Genomic DNA, 18723 nt, shown 5'->3' on the forward strand with positions numbered 1-18723 from the left:
GCGAAACTGGTGGTTGTTCATGTCCCGCTTTTCTGCAGCTTCTATTATCAAAAACGCGCTTTCCGGTAACAAGAACTGGGACCCGCAATGGCCCAATGCCGAACCCAAGGCCGAATATGACGTCATCATCGTCGGCGCGGGCGGGCATGGTCTGGGCGCGGCCTATTATCTGGCCAAGGAACACGGCATCACCAATGTCGCCGTGATCGAAAAAGGCTGGCTCGGCGGCGGCAATACGGGGCGCAACACCACCATCATTCGCTCCAACTATCTCTATGACGAGAGCGCGCATCTTTACGAACATGCGGTGAAGCTGTGGGAAGGTCTCAGCCAGGACCTCAACTACAATGTCATGTTCTCGCAGCGCGGCGTCATGATGCTGGCGCATACGGTGCATGACGTGCAGAGCTTCAAGCGCCACATTCACGCCAACCGCCTCAACGGCATCGACAATGAATGGCTGTCGAAAGAGGAAGCCAAGGAATATTGCCCGCCGCTCGATATTTCGCCCAATGCCCGCTATCCGGTGGTTGGCGCCACCTTGCAGCGTCGCGGTGGTGTGGCCCGTCACGATGCCGTGGCCTGGGGCTATGCGCGTGGCGCGACCCAGCGTGGCGTGGATATCATCCAGAATTGCCCGGTTCTCTCCATTCGTCGCGATGCTTCGGGCCGTGTGACCGGTGTGGAAACCGCACGTGGCTTCATCAAAGCCAAGAAGGTTGCCGTTTCGACCGCTGGCAACACCTCGGTCGTCATGGATACGGCTGGCGTGCGCATGCCGCTTGAAAGCTTCCCGCTGCAGGCGCTGGTGTCGGAGCCGGTCAAGCCGATCTTCCCCTGCGTGGTCATGTCCAACACCGTTCACGCCTATATCAGCCAGTCCGACAAGGGTGAGCTGGTGATCGGTTCCGGTACGGACCAGTACACCTCCTACAGCCAGCGCGGCGGCCTGCCGCTGATCGAGCATACGCTGGCGGCGATCTGCGAAATCTTCCCGATCTTCACCCGCATGCGCATGTTGCGCAAATGGGGCGGCATCGTCGACGTCACCCCGGATCGCTCGCCGATCATCGGCAAGACGCCGGTTCCGGGTCTCTATGTCAATTGCGGCTGGGGCACGGGCGGCTTCAAAGCAACGCCGGGTTCGGCGCATGTCTTTGCCCACACCATCGCCCGCGACGAACCGCACTGGATCAACGCGCCGTTCACACTCGACCGTTTCAAGACGGGTCGCCTGATCGACGAAGCGGCAGCCGCCGCGGTTGCGCATTAAGGAAATATCGACATGCTTTTGATCCGTTGCCCTTATTGCGAAATGGAACGTCCGGAACTTGAATTCGCCTATGCGGGCGAAGCGCATATTGCGCGTCCTGCCGATCCTTCGACCTATTCCGATGATGAATGGCGCGATTTTCTGTTCATCCGCTCCAACCCGCGCGGGACGCATTTTGAACGCTGGCGGCACATCAATGGTTGCGGCCGCTTCTTCAATGCGGTGCGCGACACGGTGAGCGACAAATTCGTCACGACCTACAAGGCCGGTGAAGCACGCCCTGTACTGGCAGACGGACAGGAACAAACGCCCGCTGCGGAGACGAAATAATGACCGACATGCGTTTGAATAATAAAGGCCGCATCAACAAGGCCAAGCCGGTACGCTTTTCCTTCAACGGCAAGACCTATGCCGGCTTTGAGGGTGACACGCTTGCTTCGGCGCTTCTGGCTAATGGCGAGCATCTGGCGGGCCGTTCGTTCAAATATCACCGTCCGCGCGGCATTCTTTCCGCCGGTTCCGAAGAGCCGAATGCGCTGATGGGCGTTTCGCGAGGCGAGGGCCGTTACGAGCCGAACACCCGCGCCACCGTGCTGGAGCTTTATGACGGGCTGAAGGCGGAAAGTCAGAACCACTGGCCATCGCTCAAGCATGATGTTGGCGCGGTCAACGATGCCTTCTACATGTTCTTCTCGGCGGGCTTCTACTACAAGACCTTCATGTGGCCGAAGAGCTTCTGGAACAAGGTCTATGAGCCTTTCATCCGGGGCGCTGCCGGGCTTGGCAAGTCGCCGTCCGAGGCTGATCCCGACAGCTATGCCAGCCGCTATGCCTATTGCGACGTGCTGGTGGTGGGTGCAGGGCCTGCCGGTCTTGCCGCAGCCCTTGAAGCCGCCAAGAGCGGCGCGAAAGTTTTCCTCTGCGATGAACAGGCGGAAATGGGCGGCTCGCTTCTGTCCGAGCCGGAGCCGGTCATCAATGGCCGCACCAGCTGGGACTGGCTGAACGAAACGCTGGCGACACTTGGCACATTGGCGAATGTCACGCTTTTGCCGCGCACCACGGCGATTGGCTATTATCATCAGAACATGGTCGGCCTTTGCCAGCGCCTGACCGACCATCAGGCAAAGCCTGCCGCCAATGCCCCGCGTGAGCGCATGTGGCGCGTGCGCGCCAAACAGGTCGTGCTGGCGCAGGGCTCGATCGAAAAGCCGCTGGTCTTTGCGGGCAATGACCGTCCGGGTGTGATGCTGGCCGGTGCCGCACGCACCTATCTCAATCGCTATGGCGTCAAGGTCGGCGAAAAGGCTGTCGTTGTTACCTCGCATGATTCAGCCTGGCTTACGGCCTTCGATCTCGCGGTTGCGGGCGTCAAGGTTCCGGCCATTATCGATGTGCGCGAACAAGTCGCCGACAGTCTGGTGAACCGCGCCAGGATGCTCGGCATCGAGACGCTGACCGGTTGGACCGTCAGCGATACGGCGGGCCGTCATCGCGTTGCGTCTGTTCGCGTCAATCCGGTCAGGAACGGTTCGGTCGGCTCGGCGCGCACCATTGCCTGCGATGTCGTGCTGATGTCCGGCGGCTGGAACCCGAGCGTGCATCTGTTCTCGCACACCAAGGGTTCGCTCATCTGGGATGAGGAACGCCAGATCTATCTGCCGGGCGAACGCACGGAAGAAAGCCGCTGCGCTGGTGCCGGTAACGGCAATTTCGATCTTCAGGCCGCCTTGCGTGAAGGTGCCGCCAGCGGTGCTGCGGCGGCAAACGATGCCGGATACAAGGCCAAGGCGCTGGAATATGCGGTCGCGGGCGACTTCGTCTGCGCGGGCGTCAATTGCCGCGAACTGCCGACGGATCGCGATCCCGGCAAGGCTAAAGCCTTCATCGATTTCCAGAACGACGTGACGGCCAAGGATATCCGCCTTGCGGTGCGCGAAGGCTTCCGCTCCATCGAGCATATCAAGCGCTATACCACCAACGGCATGGCGACGGATCAGGGCAAGACCTCGAATATCAACGGTCTTGCGGTTGCATCCGATGCGCTCAGCCGTCCTGCACCGCAGGTGGGTCTGACGACGTTCCGTCCACCCTATACGCCGACGACTTTCGGTGCTTTCTGCGGCTATAACCGCGGGCCACTGTTCGACGTCACGCGCAAAACGCCGATTGACCCTTGGGCTGAAGAACAGGGTGCTGCTTTCGAGCCGGTCTCGCTCTGGCGTCGTGCATGGTATTTCCCGAAGGCTGGCGAAGACATGCACAAGGCTGTTGCGCGTGAGTGCAAGGCCGTGCGCACCAGCCTCGGCATGTTCGATGCGTCGACGCTCGGCAAGATCGAGGTGGTCGGCCCGGATGCGGCCGAATTCATGAACCGCATGTACACCAACCCATGGACGAAGCTGGGTGTCGGGCGCTGCCGTTATGGTCTGCTGCTCGGTGAAGACGGCTTTATCCGCGACGATGGTGTGGTCGGCAGGCTGTCGCAGGACCGTTTCCATGTCACCACCACGACCGGCGGTGCGCCGCGTGTTCTCAATATGATGGAGGATTATCTCCAGACGGAATGGCCGGATCTGAAAGTGTCGCTGACGTCTACGACCGAACAATGGGCCGTGGTGGCGCTGAATGGACCGAATGCGCGCAAGCTCATCGAGCCGATGGTCGAGGGCGTGGATCTTTCCGACGAAGCTTTCCCGCATATGTCGGTGGCGGAATGCACATTCCTCGGCGTACCGGCGCGTCTGTTCCGCATGAGTTTTACCGGTGAACTCGGCTTCGAAATCAATGTCCCGTCGCGTTATGGTCTGGCTCTGTGGAAGGCGCTTTATGAAGCGGGCCAGAAATATGACGTCACGCCTTATGGCACCGAGACCATGCATGTGCTGCGTGCCGAGAAGGGCTATATCATCGTCGGTCAGGACACGGACGGCACGGTGACGCCGGATGACGCAGCACTTGGCTGGGCCATCGGCAAGCAGAAGCCGGATTTCGTCGGCAAGCGTTCGCTGGCGCGTCCGGATATGCTGAAGAAGGATCGCAAGCATCTGGTTGGCCTGCTGCCAAAGGACCCGAAACTGGTTCTGGAAGAAGGCGCACAGATCGTCGCCGATCCGAAACAGGCTGTGCCGATGACCATGCTCGGTCACGTCACCTCGTCCTATTGGAGCGAGACGCTGGGCCGCTCCTTTGCCATGGCGTTGATTGCCGGTGGCAAGGATCGCACGGGCGAGACCATCTATATGCCGATGCCGGATGGCACCGCGCATGAGGCGGAAATTACTGGGCTCGTCTTCTATGACCCAGAAGGCAAGAAGCTGAACGGATAAGGATCGCATCATGCTGCAACAGACCAACCCTTTTGCGAGCCGCGCGGTTGCCATTCCGGGACGGCTTGATATTCGACCCGCCGCTGATGGCGCGCGCTTTGTCCTGCGCTTCAATCCGGGAAAACTGGCGCTGGCGGAAAAGTCGCTCGGGGCCAAGATCCCGGCCAGGATTGGCGGACTTGAGCAAACCGGCGACATCGCCGTCGCCTGCATCGGGCCGGATGAATGGTTTATCTGGGCCGATGATAGCAAAGCTGGCGCCATCATCGCGGCTTTCGCAAGCCTCTACGAGACCGAACCGCATGCGCTGGTCGAAGTGAGCCATCGCGAGGCCGGTATTGATATTACAGGCCCACAGGCCGAGTGGCTGCTCAATGCCGCTTCGCCGCTCGATCTGGCTTCGATGGCAGCACCGGGTGCTGCGCGCACGATCTTCGACCGCGTGCAGATCATCCTGCTGAAGTGGGATGCGGATCACTACCGCGTCGAAGTGTGGAACTCGTTGGCCGATCACGTCTGGACGCTGCTCGAAACCGCAAGTCGTGAAGTCGAACTCGACGTCTGATCGTTCGACTTAGCGATCGCTCAGTATTCAAAAACGCCGCCCGTTTCGGGCGGCGTTTTTGTTTTTTAGGGCAATTTCAGCCTTGCCTTCTATAAATCCATATGTGAAGACTATATTTACATAAGAAATTCATGAGGAGGGAATTTCCCGATGTCGGAAAATGAACTGCCGCTGAGCGGGCTCGTTGTTGTCGATATGAGCCAGTTTCTGTCGGGGCCTTATTGCTCGCTGCGCCTGATGGACCTCGGAGCGCGGGTTATCAAGATCGAGCGCCCGGACGGCGGAGACCTGTCGCGCAGGCTTTATCTGAGCGATACGGAGATCGGTGGCGATTCAACGATTTTCCATGCGATCAATCGCGGCAAGGACAGCCTGGCGCTGGACCTTAAAAACCCGGACGATGTTGGAGCGCTGAAGAAGCTCATTACCAAGGCCGATGTTCTGATCCAGAATTTCCGCCCCGGCGTCATCGAGCGGCTGGGGCTTGATTATGAAGCCGCCAAGGCGATCAATCCGCGCCTCGTCTATGCCTCCATCAGCGGCTATGGCGAAGAGGGTCCGTGGGTCAAGCGTCCGGGACAGGATCTGCTGGCGCAGGCGCGTTCGGGCCTGATGTGGCTCAATGGTGATGAAGGGCAGGGGCCGGTGCCGTTCGGTCTGGCCGTGGCGGACATGCTGGCGGGCGCTGCCGTGGCGCAGGGCATTCTTGCGGCACTGGTGCGGCGCGGTATTTCCGGCAAAGGCGCACATGTGGAAACCAGCCTCCTTGAAGCGCTGGTCGATTTCCAGTTCGAAGTGCTGACCACCCATCTCAATGACGGACGCCGCTTGCCGAAGCGTTCCGATTTCCGCAGCGCGCATGCTTATCTCTCCGCACCTTACGGGGTCTATCAGGCGGCGGATGCCTATCTGGCCATCGCCATGACGCCGATCCCGAAACTAGCGGCGCTGCTGGAAGCGGACACGCTGGCCCCATATGCCGACGATCCGTCGAGCTGGTTTACCAAGCGCGACGAAATCAAGCGCCTGATTGCCGAGCGCATTGCCCAGAAGACGGTGGATGAGTGGCTTGCCATTCTGGAGCCAGCCGACATCTGGTGCGCCCGCGTTCTCAATTGGGAAGAGCTGCTTGCCAGCGACGGTTTCTCGGTTCTCGACATGCTGCAGACCGTCACGCGTGAGGATGATGTCTCCATCACCACCACCCGCTCGCCGCTGCGTATCAACGGGCAGCGCCACAAGGTGGAGCGCGCAGCGCCGCGCATCGGTGAAAACAGCAAGGCAATTCGTGAGGAGTTCGGTCTATGAGTGCGATCAAGCTGAAAGGCATGACCTGGAGCCACCCGCGCGGCTACGATCCGATGGTTGCCGGCGCCACGCAATGGCTGCGCGACAAGGGCGTCGAGATCGAATGGGAAAAGCGCTCCTTGCAGGATTTCGAAACCTTTCCGGTCGAGGAACTGGCGCGCAATTTCGATATGATCGTCATCGATCATCCGCATGTCGGCCAGATCACCAAGGAAGGCTGCCTGCTGCCGCTCGATGTGCCGGGCCGCGAAGCTGAGCTGAAAGCGCTTGCCGATGGTTCGGTCGGTCAATCTTTCCCGAGCTATAACTGGCAGGGCCATCAATGGGCGTTTCCGCTCGATGCGGCCACGCAGGTTCAGGCATGGCGTCCGGACCTGATTGAACAGCCTGCCACTTCGTGGGGTCAGGTGCTGGAGCTGGCGCGTGCGGGCAAGGTGCTTTTGCCATTGCGCTCGCCGCATTCGCTGATGTGCTTCTATACGCTGGCGGCAAACAACGGTTCAGCTTGCGCGACCGAAGGCGAGTTGATCAGCATCGAAGACGGCGTGAAGGCCTTTGAACAGCTTCGGGAAATCGCCGCGCTGGTGAAGCCGGAATGCTTCGCTATGGATCCGATTGCAGTGTTCGAAGAAATGGCAAAGCCAGATTCCGGCATTGCCTGCACGCCTTTGATCTATGGCTATGTGAACTATGCCATGCCGGGCTTCCGCGACCGTCTGATCCGTTTTGCCGATATTCCGGCAGGCGCGAAGGGTGTTGCAGGGTCGGCTTTGGGCGGCACCGGCATTGCCGTCTCGGCCTTTACGAAGCACCCGCAAGCGGCTATCGACTTCGCCTATTGGATCGCGAGCGGCGCGGTGCAGAAGGGGCTTTATGCCGCCTCCAACGGCCAGCCCGGCCATGCGGAAGCATGGGAAGACGAGGGCGTGAATGCGGCCACGTCGGGCTTCTATCGCGATACGCGCGCAACGCTGGAAGGCGCTTGGGTGCGCCCGCGCCATGACGGCTACATGCCTTTCCAGGAAGCAGCTTCCGAGCGCATCAACAAGGGCCTTCAGGGCAATGAATCGGCAGAACAGGTAATCGCCGATCTGAACCGGCTCTTCCGCGAAAGCTTCTGACGGCTGGAATTCGCCGACCTCTCCGCCCTCATCCTGAGGAGACTCCTGAGCTTGCGAAGGAGGCGTCTCGAAGGGTGAGGAGGCAGCTTCCCGTTTCCTATCCCTCGATCCTTCGAGACGTCTCCCCGAGCTTCGCTCAGGGAGTCTCCTCAGGATGAGGGGGGAAGCTTACAAGTTCCAGATACGGCGCGCGTTCTCAGACAGAAGGCGCGCCTTTTCGTCATTGCCGCAGCCTTCGAGCAGGGCATGGGTCGTTGCCACCCAGGTTGCCAGCCCGCCATCGACGGAGCTTGCCAGCGTGCAGACCGGCCAGTCGCTGCCCCACACCACGCGATCCCAGCCGAAAGCCTTGATCACATGCTCGACATAGGGGCGGATCGTCTCGGCAGTCCAGCTTTGCGCATCGGCATACGCCACCACACCGGAAATCTTCGCCACGACATTGGGCCTGCGGGCAATTTCAGTGATGCCTTTCTGCCAGCTTTCCAGCGCGCCCGACTTGACGTCCGGCACACCGCAATGATCGAGCACGAATTGCAGGCCCGGCGCGAGATCGGCGAGCGCGATGGCCTTGTCGATCTGGTGCGGCAGTGTGCAGAGATCGAAAGTCAGGCGCGTATTTTCCATACGCTTCAGGTTTAGGCGAAACAGCGCGCCTTCGGAAAGCTCGTCCGGCACGACATGCAGAACACGGCGAAAACCTTTGACAAAGGGATCGGCAAGCTGGCGCTCAAGATAAGCGGCGAAGCCTTCTTCCTCGGGGCGGCAGGAGCCGATAGCGCCTTTGATGAAGCCGCCGGAGTGGACAGAAATGGCACGCACATTCTCGGTTTCAGCCTGTATGGCTTCCGGTGCAACATCCACTTCCATGTGCAGGGCGGCGGCGATGCCGCAGCGTTCCGCCTGCTGCCGGTAGGTGTCGAACAGAAAATCCCGATCAAGCGCTGGCACGCTGCCAAGCCAGGGATAGCTGAGCGCGCTTTTGTCGATCAGGTGCAGATGGGTATCAATCAACATGAGATTCCTCCTGCGTCGATATTTTCAAAAAAGAAGATAGTTTTCAAATAAGAATTCAATCGAGCGTGGAGAGATCAGCGCCGACGAGCTTCGACAGTTCCTGCACGGTCTTTTGCAACAGCGTAATGGTCTGGGTGATGTCCGGCGCGGAAGACGAATTCACCAGCGTGACATAGGGGCAGGTCAGTGCCGCGATGCAGGTGCCGTCGGGACCGAGAATTGGGGCGGAGAGGTTGTAGACGCCTGCAACCTGCGCACTTGGCATCATTTCGTAGCCGCGCTCGCGGATCTGGTCGAGACGCTCATAGAAACTCGCGTCGAGATCGATGCGCTCGCTTTCCTTGACATATTCGGCGATCATCATCTTGCGCTCTTCCGGGGAGCGGAAGGCAAGCAGCACATGGCCCGAACCGGTGTCGAACAGGCTGATATGCGAGCCGACGCGGATCGAAATGCCCCAATAATCTGGCGCTTCCTGCTGCGCAATCACCACCACCGAGCCGCGGTCGAACACGGCGAGCTGGTTTGCCTGCTTGGAACGGTCGGCAAGCTCACGCATGAAGGGCGTTGCAAAAGAGGCGAGACGGCGCACCGGCGCATGCAATTGGGCAAGGCCGAACAGCTTCAGCGTCAACGAATAGCGGTCGCCCTCAAGCTTGGTGACATAGCCGCGTTTCACCAGCCGGTCGAGCATGCGGTAGAATTCGTTCGGGCTGCGATCCAGATGCTTGGCAATCTCGGCCTGCGTCAGTCCGCCGTCAACGCCTGCCAGCAATTCGAGGATATCAAGGCCCTTGTCGAGCGCGGGTGCGCGGTAGCGATCATCGGTTTCCAAATGCGTCCCCCCAAGGTGGTCCTTCGTGAATTTCGTAATTCATATACAAACATTGTCAGGTGTGAAAGTCGTATATGCGCGATAAAACGCCTTGACCGTTATTGAATACTATGTTTGCATATAAATACAACCTTCACAACCGGGGGTGCGGACAGGGAGTGTCCGTTTTAGGAGGAGAAGAGATGCAGAATTTCAAATCGCGCATTTTGGCAGGCGTGGCGCTGATGGCCGTGGGGATGGCTCCGGCGGTTGCAGCCGATCTGCCGGGCAAGTTTGAAGGCGTGACGATCAACGCCAAGCTTATTGGCGGCCAGCAGTATGAAGCGCTCTATTCGCGTATCGGCGAATGGGAGAAGGCCACTGGCGCCAAGGTCAACATCCTTTCCAAGAAGAACCACTTCGAGCTGGACAAGGAAATCAAGTCCGACATCGCTTCCGGTTCGATCAACTGGTGCGTCGGTTCCAACCACTCGTCTTTCGCACCGCAGTATACGACACTGTACACCGATCTGAATGCGCTTGTTCCGAAGGAAGAAATCGAAGGCTTCGTGCCATCGGTCATCAAGGCTTCGACGCTCAATGGCAAGCTGATCATGTTGCCGCGTGCGCAGTTCGACGTTTCGGCGCTTTACTATCAAAAGAGCCTTTTCCAGGACGAAGCCAAGCAGAAGGCTTTCAAGGAGAAATACGGCTACGACCTCGCGCCGGCCAAGACCTGGAAGGAAGTGTCGGATCAGGCTGTATTCTTCGCTGACCCGCCGAATTTCTACGGCACGCAGTTTGCGGGCAAGGAAGAGGCCATCAATGGCCGCTTCTATGAAATGCTGGTCGCTGAAGGCGGCGACTATCTCAAGGACGGCAAGCCTGCTTTCAATTCGGAAGCCGGTGTTCGCGCCCTCGACTGGTTCGTCAATCTCTACAAGGCAAAGGCCGTCCCTGCCGGTACGACCAACTATCTGTGGGATGAACTGGGCGCAGGCTTTGCTTCCGGCACCATCGCAATCAATCTGGACTGGCCGGGCTGGGCGACCTACTTCAACGATCCTAAGTCGTCGAAGGTCGCTGGCAATGTCGGCATCGCTCCGGCGCCGACTGGTTCTTCCGGCAAGCGCACCGGCTGGTCGGGTCATCATGGCTTCTCGGTAACGGAAGCCTGCCCGACGAAGGAAGCCGCTGCCTCGCTCGTCTGGTTCCTGACCAACGAGGATTCGCAAAAGCAGGAATCGGCTGCAGGCACGCTCCCGACCCGTACCGCTGTCTGGGATTACGTCATCGCGCAGGCAGCTTCCGATCCATACAAGAAGGAAGTGCTCTCGGTGTTCCAGGAAACGGCAAAGACCGCATTCCCGGTTCCGCAGACCCCGTCCTGGATCGAAATCTCCAATGCGGTCTATCCTGAGCTTCAGGCTGCGATCCTTGGCGACAAGACGTCCCAGCAGGCTCTCGACGACGCTGCCAAGAAGGCAACGCAGATCCTTGAGGATGCGGGCGAGCTCTGATCCTGCCTGAATAAAATCATGGGCCCGCCCTGAAACCTTTTTGGGGCGGGCCTTTTTTGCCAGTAGCACTGCCTGTTCGGTACCACCGGTTGCCAGTTCCACTGTTTGCCAATCCACTGTCTGGAAGAGCAATGTTCAAGAGACTTTCCCCGCCGGTCCTGCTTCTGCTCCCGGCATTTATCATCCTCGCAGCGGTGGTTCTGTTTCCTCTCGCGCTGTCGCTTTATTCGAGCTTCACGCCGTTCCGGCTGACGCGCCCCGAGAGCCTGTTCAACTTCATCGGTTTCCGCAACTATCAGCGCATTCTGACCGACTGGGTGTTCTGGGCGGCCTTCATCCGCACGGTGGTCTTCCTCACCATTGCGCTCAATCTGGAAATGCTGCTCGGCCTCGGCCTTGCCATGCTCGTCAACAAGGCGACGCGCGGCCAGCGCGTGTTGCGCACGTTGATGATGTTCCCGATGATGTTCTCGCCGGTGCTCGTCGGCTTCCAGTTCAAGTTCATGTTCAATGACAATATCGGTCTGGTCAACAATGCGCTGCAGTCGCTGGGCCTGACCAATACCGCCATTCCATGGCTGATCGACGGCAATCTGGCACTGATCGCCATCCTGCTGGCGGAAGTCTGGATGTCGACCTCGGTCTTCGCGATCCTCATTCTGGGCGGTCTTCTGTCCATGCCGCAGGATCCGGTGGAAGCCGCGCGCGTCGATGGCTGCACGCCATGGCAGACCTTCCGCTATGTCATCTGGCCTTACCTGATGCCTTTCGCCTATATCGCGATGACCATCCGTTCGCTGGATGTGGCGCGCGCCTATGACATTGTGAAGATCATGACCGATGGCGGCCCGGCGCGTCGCACCGAGCTGATCTGGACCCTGGTTGGCCGCACGGCCTATGCGGATGCGCAGATGGGCATGGCCAATGCCATGGCCTATGTCGCGATCCTGCTCTCGATCCTCTTCACCGTCTTGTTCTTCCGCAAACTTGCGTCCGCACGCACGCAGATTGGAGCGGAGTGGTAATCATGGCAACAACAACACTCAGCAACAGCCAGCATCGCCTGCTGCGCCGTATCAAGAAAATCGCCTATCTGGTCGGCCTGTTTCTGGCGATGACTGTCATCTGCCTGCCCGGCCTGTGGATCGTGCTTTCCTCGCTGCGTCCGCCGGTCGAAATCATGGCGAAGCCGCCGGTGTGGATTCCGCAGGAAATCACCTTCGAGGCCTATCGCGCCATGTTCTCGGGCGCAGGTGCTGGCGGTATTCCGGTCTGGGATTATTTCCGCAATTCGCTCATCATCTCGGTGACCTCCACCGTGATTGCGCTGATCGTCGGCGTTTCGGGCGGCTATGCTTTCGCGCGCTTCCGCTTCTGGGGCAAGTCGGCAACCTTCCTCGGTTTCATGTTGACGCGTTCGGTGCCGGGTATTGCGCTCTCGCTGCCGCTCTTCATGGTGTTTTCCCGCGTTGGCATCATCGACACCCATTTCGGCCTCATCCTGACCTATGTGGCGCTGAACGTGCCATTCACGATCTGGCTGATCGACGGCTTCTTCCGTCAGGTGCCTAAGGATCTTGCGGAAGCCGCCCAGATTGACGGCTGCACGCGCTGGCAGGCTTTCTGGCAGGTGGAGTTCCCACTGGCCGGCCCCGGCATCGCGACGGCAGGCATTTTTGCCTTCCTCACGTCGTGGAACGAATATGCGCTGGCTTCCCAGCTCACCCGTTCCGTCAATTCCAAGACCCTTCCTGTGGGTCTTCTCGATTACACCGCTGAATTCACCATCGACTGGCGCGGCATGTGCGCGCTGGCGGTCGTGATGATTATTCCGGCGCTGACCCTCACATTCATCGTCCAGAAACACCTCGTTGCTGGTCTGACGTTCGGCGCGGTTAAAGGTTGATATAGCAATGGCTCAGCTTTCCATCAAAAATCTCGTCAAGCGCTACGGCAATGTCGGCGTGGTGCATGGCATCAATCTCGAAATCGCGGACAAGGAGTTCGTGGCGCTGGTCGGTCCTTCCGGCTGCGGCAAGTCCACGACGCTGCGCATGATCGCGGGTCTGGAATCCATCACCGACGGCACGCTGGAAATCGGCGGCAAGGTGGTCAACGATCTGCCGCCACGTGACCGCAACATCTCGATGGTGTTCCAGTCCTATGCGCTCTATCCGCATATGTCGGTGCGCGAGAACATGGGTTTCTCGCTGAAGATCGCCAAGCAGTCGCAGACGGAAATCGACCGTCGCGTCAATGAAGCCTCGGCAATTCTCGGTCTTGAAGCGTTGATGGAACGTCGCCCGGCGCAGCTCTCCGGCGGCCAGCGCCAGCGCGTCGCCATGGGCCGCGCCATTGTGCGCAATCCGGAAGTGTTCCTCTTCGACGAACCGCTGTCGAACCTCGACGCCAAGCTGCGCACCCAGATGCGCACTGAAATCAAGAAGCTGCATGCCAAGGTACAGTCGACGGTCGTTTACGTGACGCATGATCAGGTCGAAGCCATGACGCTTGCCGACCGCATCGTCATCATGCGCGATGGCCATATCGAGCAGGCCGGAACCCCGGATGAAGTCTTCAAGCGTCCCGCAACGCAGTTCGTTGCCGGTTTCATCGGCTCCCCGCCGATGAATATGGGCGAGGCGACGGTGACGGGCGACGATCTGGTCTTCGCAAACGGCGACCGCCTGCCATTGCCTGCCCAGTTCCGGGGCAAGGCCAAGGACGGCTCCAAGGTGACATTCGGCCTGCGCCCGGATGATGTCTTCCCGAAAGGCCACGGCATTTCCACCAGTGAAGCCGTGCATGAAAAAGACATGCGTGTTTCGATCACCGAGCCGCTCGGCAATGAAACGCTGGTTTTCGTGGAATTCGCCGGCAAGGAATGGGTGGCGCGTATGCTGAACCCGCGTCACCTGCAACCGGGCGAAACCATCACAATGCAACTCGATCTGTCGCAGGCGCATCTTTTCGATGCCGCAAGCGGCAAGACTTTGGCCCAGAATGGGGCAGTCTGACCATGGCACGTATTGAAAAAGTTGAACTGCGCATGGTTGACCTTCCGCCGAAGGTCAAGCGCACCGACGCGATCCAGAGCTTTGTCAGCCAGGAAACGCCGATTGTCACCATCACGGACAGCGACGGTGCGGTCGGCACGGGCTACAGCTATACGATCGGCACTGGCGGTTCGTCCGTCATGCGCCTGTTGAGCGACCATCTCGTGCCGCTGATCATCGGTGAGGACGCCGATTGCATCGAAGCCATCTGGCGCAAGCTGGAATTCGCAACCCATGCCACGACCATCGGCCCGATCACCGCGCTGGCGCTGGCCGCAGTCGATACTGCGCTTTGGGATCTGCGCGCCAAGAAGCAGGGCCTGCCGCTCTGGAAGCTCGCAGGCGGCGCCAAGGAAAGCTGCCCGCTCTACACGACAGAAGGCGGCTGGTTGCATATCGAGAAAGAAGCGCTGGTCGAGGATGCGTTGCAGGCCAAGGCCAAGGGCTTCACTGGCTCCAAGGTCAAGATCGGCAAGCCGCATGGTTCTGAAGATTATGCGCGCCTGTCCGCCGTGCGCGCGGCGCTGGGCGACGGCTTCGAAATCATGACCGATTGCAATCAGGGCTTTACGGTGGAAGAAGCCATTCGTCGCGCCGAGCGCCTGAAGGAGCTTGATCTGGCATGGATCGAAGAGCCGCTTCCAGCTGACGATCTCGACGGTCATATCCGCCTGACGCGCTCCACCCCGACGCCGATTGCGGTGGGCGAATCCATTTACTCGATCCGCCATTTCCGCGAATATATGCAAAAGGGCGCTTGCTCCATCGTACAGGTGGATGTGGCGCGTATAGGCGGCATCACGCCTTGGCTGAAAGTCGCCCATGCGGCGGAAACATTCGACATTCCGGTCTGCCCGCACTTCCTGATGGAGCTGCATGTCAGCCTCGTCTGCGCGGTGCAGAACGGTCGCTATGTCGAATATATTCCGCAGCTCGACGACCTCACGACCAAGGGCATGGAAATTCGCGACGGTCGCGCCATTGCACCGTCGGAGCCGGGCATTGGCATCGAGTGGGATTGGGACGCAGTGCGCGCCCGGTCGATTTCGGAATTCACCCGCGAGATAACGGAGGCGGCATGACGTCTCCCGCAAAACAGCGCATGGGCATGGTGATTGGCCTCAATGCGGAGAAGATCGCAGAATATAAGAAGCTGCACGCAGCTGTGTGGCCGGAAATTCTGGCGCTCATCTCGGAATGCAACATCACCAACTATACGATCTTTCTCAAAGAGCCGGAAAACCTGTTGTTCGGCACATGGGATTATGTTGGCACCGACTTTGACGCCGACATGAAGAAGATGGCCGATAACCCAAAAAATCAGGAATGGTGGTCCTTTTGCATGCCATGCCAGAAGCCGTTTGAGACCCGCAAAGAGGGCGAGTGGTGGGCAATGATGGAAGAGGTGTTCCATCATGACTGAGGCTTTCGATCCAAAGCAGCTGCGTCAGTGGTGGGCGAAGCCCTCCAAGCCGAAGCCCATCGTGATCTTCGGCGCGGGCAGCATTGTCGGCGACGCGCATCTGCCCGCCTACAAGAAGGGCGGCTTTCCGGTTGCAGGTATTTTCGATCCCAATCTGGACAAGGCTAAAGAGCTTGCCGATCAATGGGGCATCGAGGCGTTTGCCAGTGCTGAGGAAGCGCTTGCCGTCGAAGGCGCGATCTTCGATCTGGCCACGCCGCCATCAGCCCATACAGCGATCCTGTCGCAATTGCCGGAAGGTGCAGCTGTTCTGATCCAGAAGCCGATGGGCAGCGACCTTGCCGCAGCAACCGAAATCCTGAAAGTCTGCCGCGCGCGCAATCTGAAAGCGGCGGTGAATTTCCAGCTGCGTTTCGCGCCGATGATGCTCGCTCTTTACGACGCCGTCGATAAGGGCCTGCTTGGCGAAGTGGTGGATTTCGACGCATGGCTGGCGCTTGCCACGCCGTGGGGTCTGTGGCCGTTCCTGAAAGGTCTGCCGCGCATCGAGATCGCCATGCATTCGATCCACTATCTGGATTTCATCCGCGGTCTGCTCGGCAATCCGCTTGGCGTTCACGCCAAGACCATTGGTCATCCAAACCATGACGTGGCCCAGACCCGCACCGCCGCAATCCTCGATTATGGCGACCGTGTCCGTTGTGCGCTTTCGGTCAATCATGACCATGATTTCGGCCGCAAGTTTCAGGCCTGCGAGTTCCGCATCTGCGGCGCGCAAGGTGCGGCCTATGTGAAACTGGGCGTCAATCTCGACTATCCGCGCGGCGAGCCGGATGAACTCTGGATCAAGCCCAAGGGCGGTGACGACTGGGTTTCCGTGCCGCTTGAAGGTGCCTGGTTCCCGGACGCTTTCCTCAATCGTATGGCGCAATTGCAGCGTTTCGCGACTGGCGAAGATGCCGAGCTGGTGGGGTCCGTCGAAGATGCCTGGCACACCATGGCGCTTGTCGAGGCCGCCTATCAGTCGAGCGCCGCGCCTGCCACGCCGCTCGCCGCAAAACCGGAGGTCTGACCATGGCCGAACAGACAATCTACTACGAAGACTATGAGATGAACCATGTGCGCCTCACCACGGGCCGCACCATCACCGAAACCGATTTCGTGGTTCATGCCGGGCATACGGGCGATTTCTTTCCGCATCATATGGATGCGGAATTCGCCAAGACCTTGCCGGGCGGCCAGCGCATTGCGCATGGCACCATGATTTTTGCCATCGGCGTCGGCCTTACGGCGACGCTGATCAACCCGGTTGCTTTTTCCTATGGTTATGATCGTCTGCGGTTTATTCGTCCGGTGCATATCGGCGATACGATCCGCACACGCGTGACGATCAGTGCCAAGGAAGACGATCCCAAACGCGCCAATATGGGTCGCGTGACGGAACGCTGCGAAGTGCTTAATCAGCGGGATGAAGTGGTGCTCGCTTGCGATCACATCCTGCTTGTCGAACGGAAGGCTTGAAAATGACGATACGCTTTGATGGAAAAACCGCGCTGATAACCGCCGCAGCTCAGGGGATTGGCCGCGCCAGCGCGCTGGCTTTCGCGGAAGCGGGCGCCAAGGTCTATGCGACCGACATCAACACCGATGCGCTCAAGGAAATCGAAGGCGTCAACGGCATCATCACCCGCAAGCTCAACGTGCTTGACGAGGCTGAGGTGAACACGCTTGTAGCCGAGATCGGCCAGGTGGACATCCTGTTCAACTGCGCAGGTGTCGTCCATGGCGGCTCCATTCTCGAAATGAAGGACGAAGACCTCGACTTCGCCGTCAATCTCAACGTCAAGGCGATGATCCGCACCATCCGCGCCGTGCTGCCGGGCATGCTGGAACGCAAGGACGGCGCCATCGTCAACATGGCTTCCGTCGCATCGAGCGTGAAGGGCGTGCCGAACCGTTTCGCCTATGGCGTCACCAAGGCTGCCGTTATCGGTCTCACCAAGGCCGTCGCCGCCGATTATGTCGCCAAGGGCATCCGCTGCAACGCGATCTGCCCCGGCACGGTCGAAAGCCCATCCTTGCAGGACCGTCTGCGTTCGCAGGGCGATTATGAAGAACAGCGCGCGGCGTTTATCGCTCGTCAGCCGATTGGCCGCATCGGTCAGCCGGAAGAGATTGCCGATCTCGCCGTTTATCTCGCCGGTGCAACCTACACGACCGGTCAGGCTTACAATATCGATGGCGGCTGGACGATTTAGGGCAGTCGATATTCAGGCTCTGGCGGCCTGCAAATGGCATTTTTCTTCGCTTCCGGTGCTCATGTACCTTTAAGTACATTCCGCTCCGGTTCTCGAAAAACACCATTTTCGGCACGCCATAGCCGGAATCTCAACCACCCCTAACGCCCTCTCTTTCATCCCCCCAAAGGAGCAAAATCATGAAATTTCTTCGTTACGGTGAAGCTGGTCAGGAAAAGCCGGGCATTCTCGATGCCGATGGTGCGATCCGCGATCTCTCCGCGCATGTAAGCGACCTTTCCGGTGCGGCTCTGGCCCCCGATGCGCTGGCCAAGCTTGGCGCTGTCGACGTCAATTCGCTGCCGAAGGTTGAAGGCAATCCGCGCCTTGGTCCTTGCGTTGCAGGCACCGGCAAGTTCATCTGCATCGGCCTCAACTATGCCGATCATGCCGCCGAATCCGGCATGGCTGTGCCGCCTGAGCCGGTCATCTTCATGAAGGCCACTTCGGCTATCGTCGGCCCGGATGACGATGTTCTCATCCCGCGCGGCTCGGAAAAGACCGATTGGGAAGTTGAACTCGGCATCGTCATCGGCAAGACCGCCAAATACGTTTCGGAAGATGATGCGCTGGACTACGTTGCCGGCTACTGCACGCTGCATGACGTTTCCGAACGCGCTTTCCAGATCGAACGCGCCGGTCAGTGGACCAAGGGCAAGTCCTGCGACACGTTCGGCCCGACCGGCCCATGGCTGGTGACGAAGGACGAAGTCGCCGACCCGCAGAACCTGAAAATGTGGCTCACCCTCAATGGTGAAACCATGCAGGACGGCTCGACCAAGACGATGGTCTATGGCGTTCGCTATCTCGTTTCCTATCTCTCGCAGTTCATGTCCCTGCAGCCGGGCGACATCATCTCCACCGGCACGCCTCCCGGCGTCGGCATGGGCATGAAGCCGCCTCGCTACCTCAAGGCTGGTGATGTCGTCGAACTCGGCATTGAAGGCCTTGGCACGCAGAAGCAGAACGTGCGCGCTGACATCTAGGCTTTTGTTTATGC

General features: G+C 59.4%; 18 protein-coding genes. 16 read left to right on the plus strand and 2 right to left on the minus strand.

Translation table 11 applies throughout. The annotated features are described in order from the left end of the window. Positions 1-19 precede the first annotated feature (19 nt). The 6 genes from QBD01_RS02735 (at position 20) to QBD01_RS02760 (ending at position 7596) form a co-directional block, all read left to right on the plus strand. Positions 20-1273, plus strand: a complete 1254-nt coding sequence (locus QBD01_RS02735; protein WP_109368235.1) for a sarcosine oxidase subunit beta family protein — start codon at positions 20-22, stop codon at positions 1271-1273. Positions 1274-1285: 12 nt separating this feature from the next. Next, the gene (locus QBD01_RS02740; protein ID WP_182519239.1) at positions 1286-1603 is read left to right on the plus strand and encodes a sarcosine oxidase subunit delta; all 318 of its coding nucleotides are present in this window, start codon (positions 1286-1288) and stop codon (positions 1601-1603) included. Then, the gene (locus QBD01_RS02745) at positions 1603-4602 is read left to right on the plus strand and encodes a sarcosine oxidase subunit alpha (protein WP_280991508.1); all 3000 of its coding nucleotides are present in this window, start codon (positions 1603-1605) and stop codon (positions 4600-4602) included. The genes QBD01_RS02740 and QBD01_RS02745 overlap by 1 nt, the downstream gene beginning before the upstream one ends. Positions 4603-4612: 10 nt before the next feature. Next, positions 4613-5167: a sarcosine oxidase subunit gamma gene (locus tag QBD01_RS02750; protein WP_280991509.1), complete on the plus strand. Its 555-nt coding sequence runs from the start codon at positions 4613-4615 to the stop codon at positions 5165-5167. A 150-nt stretch (positions 5168-5317) separates the two neighbouring features. Then, the gene (locus QBD01_RS02755) at positions 5318-6475 is read left to right on the plus strand and encodes a CaiB/BaiF CoA-transferase family protein (RefSeq protein ID WP_280991510.1); all 1158 of its coding nucleotides are present in this window, start codon (positions 5318-5320) and stop codon (positions 6473-6475) included. Continuing rightward, positions 6472-7596 (plus strand): extracellular solute-binding protein, encoded by a 1125-nt coding sequence (locus tag QBD01_RS02760; RefSeq protein ID WP_280991511.1) that lies wholly within the window; start codon positions 6472-6474, stop codon positions 7594-7596. The genes QBD01_RS02755 and QBD01_RS02760 overlap by 4 nt, the downstream gene beginning before the upstream one ends. Positions 7597-7764: 168 nt before the next feature. On the opposite strand, the gene QBD01_RS02765 is transcribed toward QBD01_RS02760, so the two are convergent. Beyond that, positions 7765-8613 carry an amidohydrolase gene (locus QBD01_RS02765; RefSeq protein WP_280991512.1) on the minus strand — a complete coding sequence of 283 codons (849 nt, stop codon included), beginning with the start codon at positions 8611-8613 and terminating at the stop codon, positions 7765-7767. Between the two features lie 55 nt (positions 8614-8668). Then, the gene (locus QBD01_RS02770; protein WP_078337851.1) at positions 8669-9448 is read right to left on the minus strand and encodes an IclR family transcriptional regulator; all 780 of its coding nucleotides are present in this window, start codon (positions 9446-9448) and stop codon (positions 8669-8671) included. Between the two features lie 182 nt (positions 9449-9630). Between QBD01_RS02770 and QBD01_RS02775 the strand changes: the two genes are divergently transcribed. The 10 genes from QBD01_RS02775 to QBD01_RS02820 all read left to right on the plus strand — a co-directional run bounded on the left by QBD01_RS02775 (position 9631) and on the right by QBD01_RS02820 (position 18709). Continuing rightward, entirely contained in the window at positions 9631-10947 is a 1317-nt protein-coding gene (locus QBD01_RS02775) for a sugar ABC transporter substrate-binding protein (protein ID WP_280991513.1), read from the plus strand. A 131-nt stretch (positions 10948-11078) separates the two neighbouring features. Further along, complete coding sequence (locus tag QBD01_RS02780; protein WP_078337853.1) at positions 11079-11972, plus strand: carbohydrate ABC transporter permease; 894 nt, start codon at positions 11079-11081, stop codon at positions 11970-11972. 2 nt (positions 11973-11974) lie between these two features. Next, positions 11975-12853 carry a carbohydrate ABC transporter permease gene (locus QBD01_RS02785; protein ID WP_151652203.1) on the plus strand — a complete coding sequence of 293 codons (879 nt, stop codon included), beginning with the start codon at positions 11975-11977 and terminating at the stop codon, positions 12851-12853. A gap of 7 nt (positions 12854-12860) precedes the next feature. Further along, entirely contained in the window at positions 12861-13964 is a 1104-nt protein-coding gene (locus QBD01_RS02790; protein WP_280991514.1) for a sn-glycerol-3-phosphate ABC transporter ATP-binding protein UgpC, read from the plus strand. A 2-nt stretch (positions 13965-13966) separates the two neighbouring features. Next, the gene (locus QBD01_RS02795) at positions 13967-15085 is read left to right on the plus strand and encodes a mandelate racemase/muconate lactonizing enzyme family protein (RefSeq protein ID WP_280991515.1); all 1119 of its coding nucleotides are present in this window, start codon (positions 13967-13969) and stop codon (positions 15083-15085) included. Then, entirely contained in the window at positions 15082-15426 is a 345-nt protein-coding gene (locus QBD01_RS02800) for an L-rhamnose mutarotase (RefSeq protein ID WP_280991516.1), read from the plus strand. Before QBD01_RS02795 ends, QBD01_RS02800 begins: the two co-directional genes overlap by 4 nt. Continuing rightward, positions 15419-16498 (plus strand): Gfo/Idh/MocA family oxidoreductase, encoded by a 1080-nt coding sequence (locus QBD01_RS02805; protein WP_280991517.1) that lies wholly within the window; start codon positions 15419-15421, stop codon positions 16496-16498. The genes QBD01_RS02800 and QBD01_RS02805 overlap by 8 nt, the downstream gene beginning before the upstream one ends. Positions 16499-16500: 2 nt before the next feature. Beyond that, the gene (locus QBD01_RS02810) at positions 16501-16947 is read left to right on the plus strand and encodes a MaoC/PaaZ C-terminal domain-containing protein (protein ID WP_280991518.1); all 447 of its coding nucleotides are present in this window, start codon (positions 16501-16503) and stop codon (positions 16945-16947) included. A gap of 2 nt (positions 16948-16949) precedes the next feature. Next, a complete protein-coding gene (locus QBD01_RS02815) occupies positions 16950-17684 on the plus strand; it encodes an SDR family oxidoreductase (protein ID WP_078337860.1) in 735 nt (244 codons plus the stop codon). 179 nt (positions 17685-17863) lie between these two features. Then, the gene (locus QBD01_RS02820; protein WP_280991519.1) at positions 17864-18709 is read left to right on the plus strand and encodes a fumarylacetoacetate hydrolase family protein; all 846 of its coding nucleotides are present in this window, start codon (positions 17864-17866) and stop codon (positions 18707-18709) included. The last annotated feature ends 14 nt before the right edge of the window (positions 18710-18723 follow it).

The organism is Ochrobactrum sp. 19YEA23 (genome assembly GCF_029909865.1).
Lineage (GTDB): Bacteria > Pseudomonadota > Alphaproteobacteria > Rhizobiales > Rhizobiaceae > Brucella > Brucella gambitense.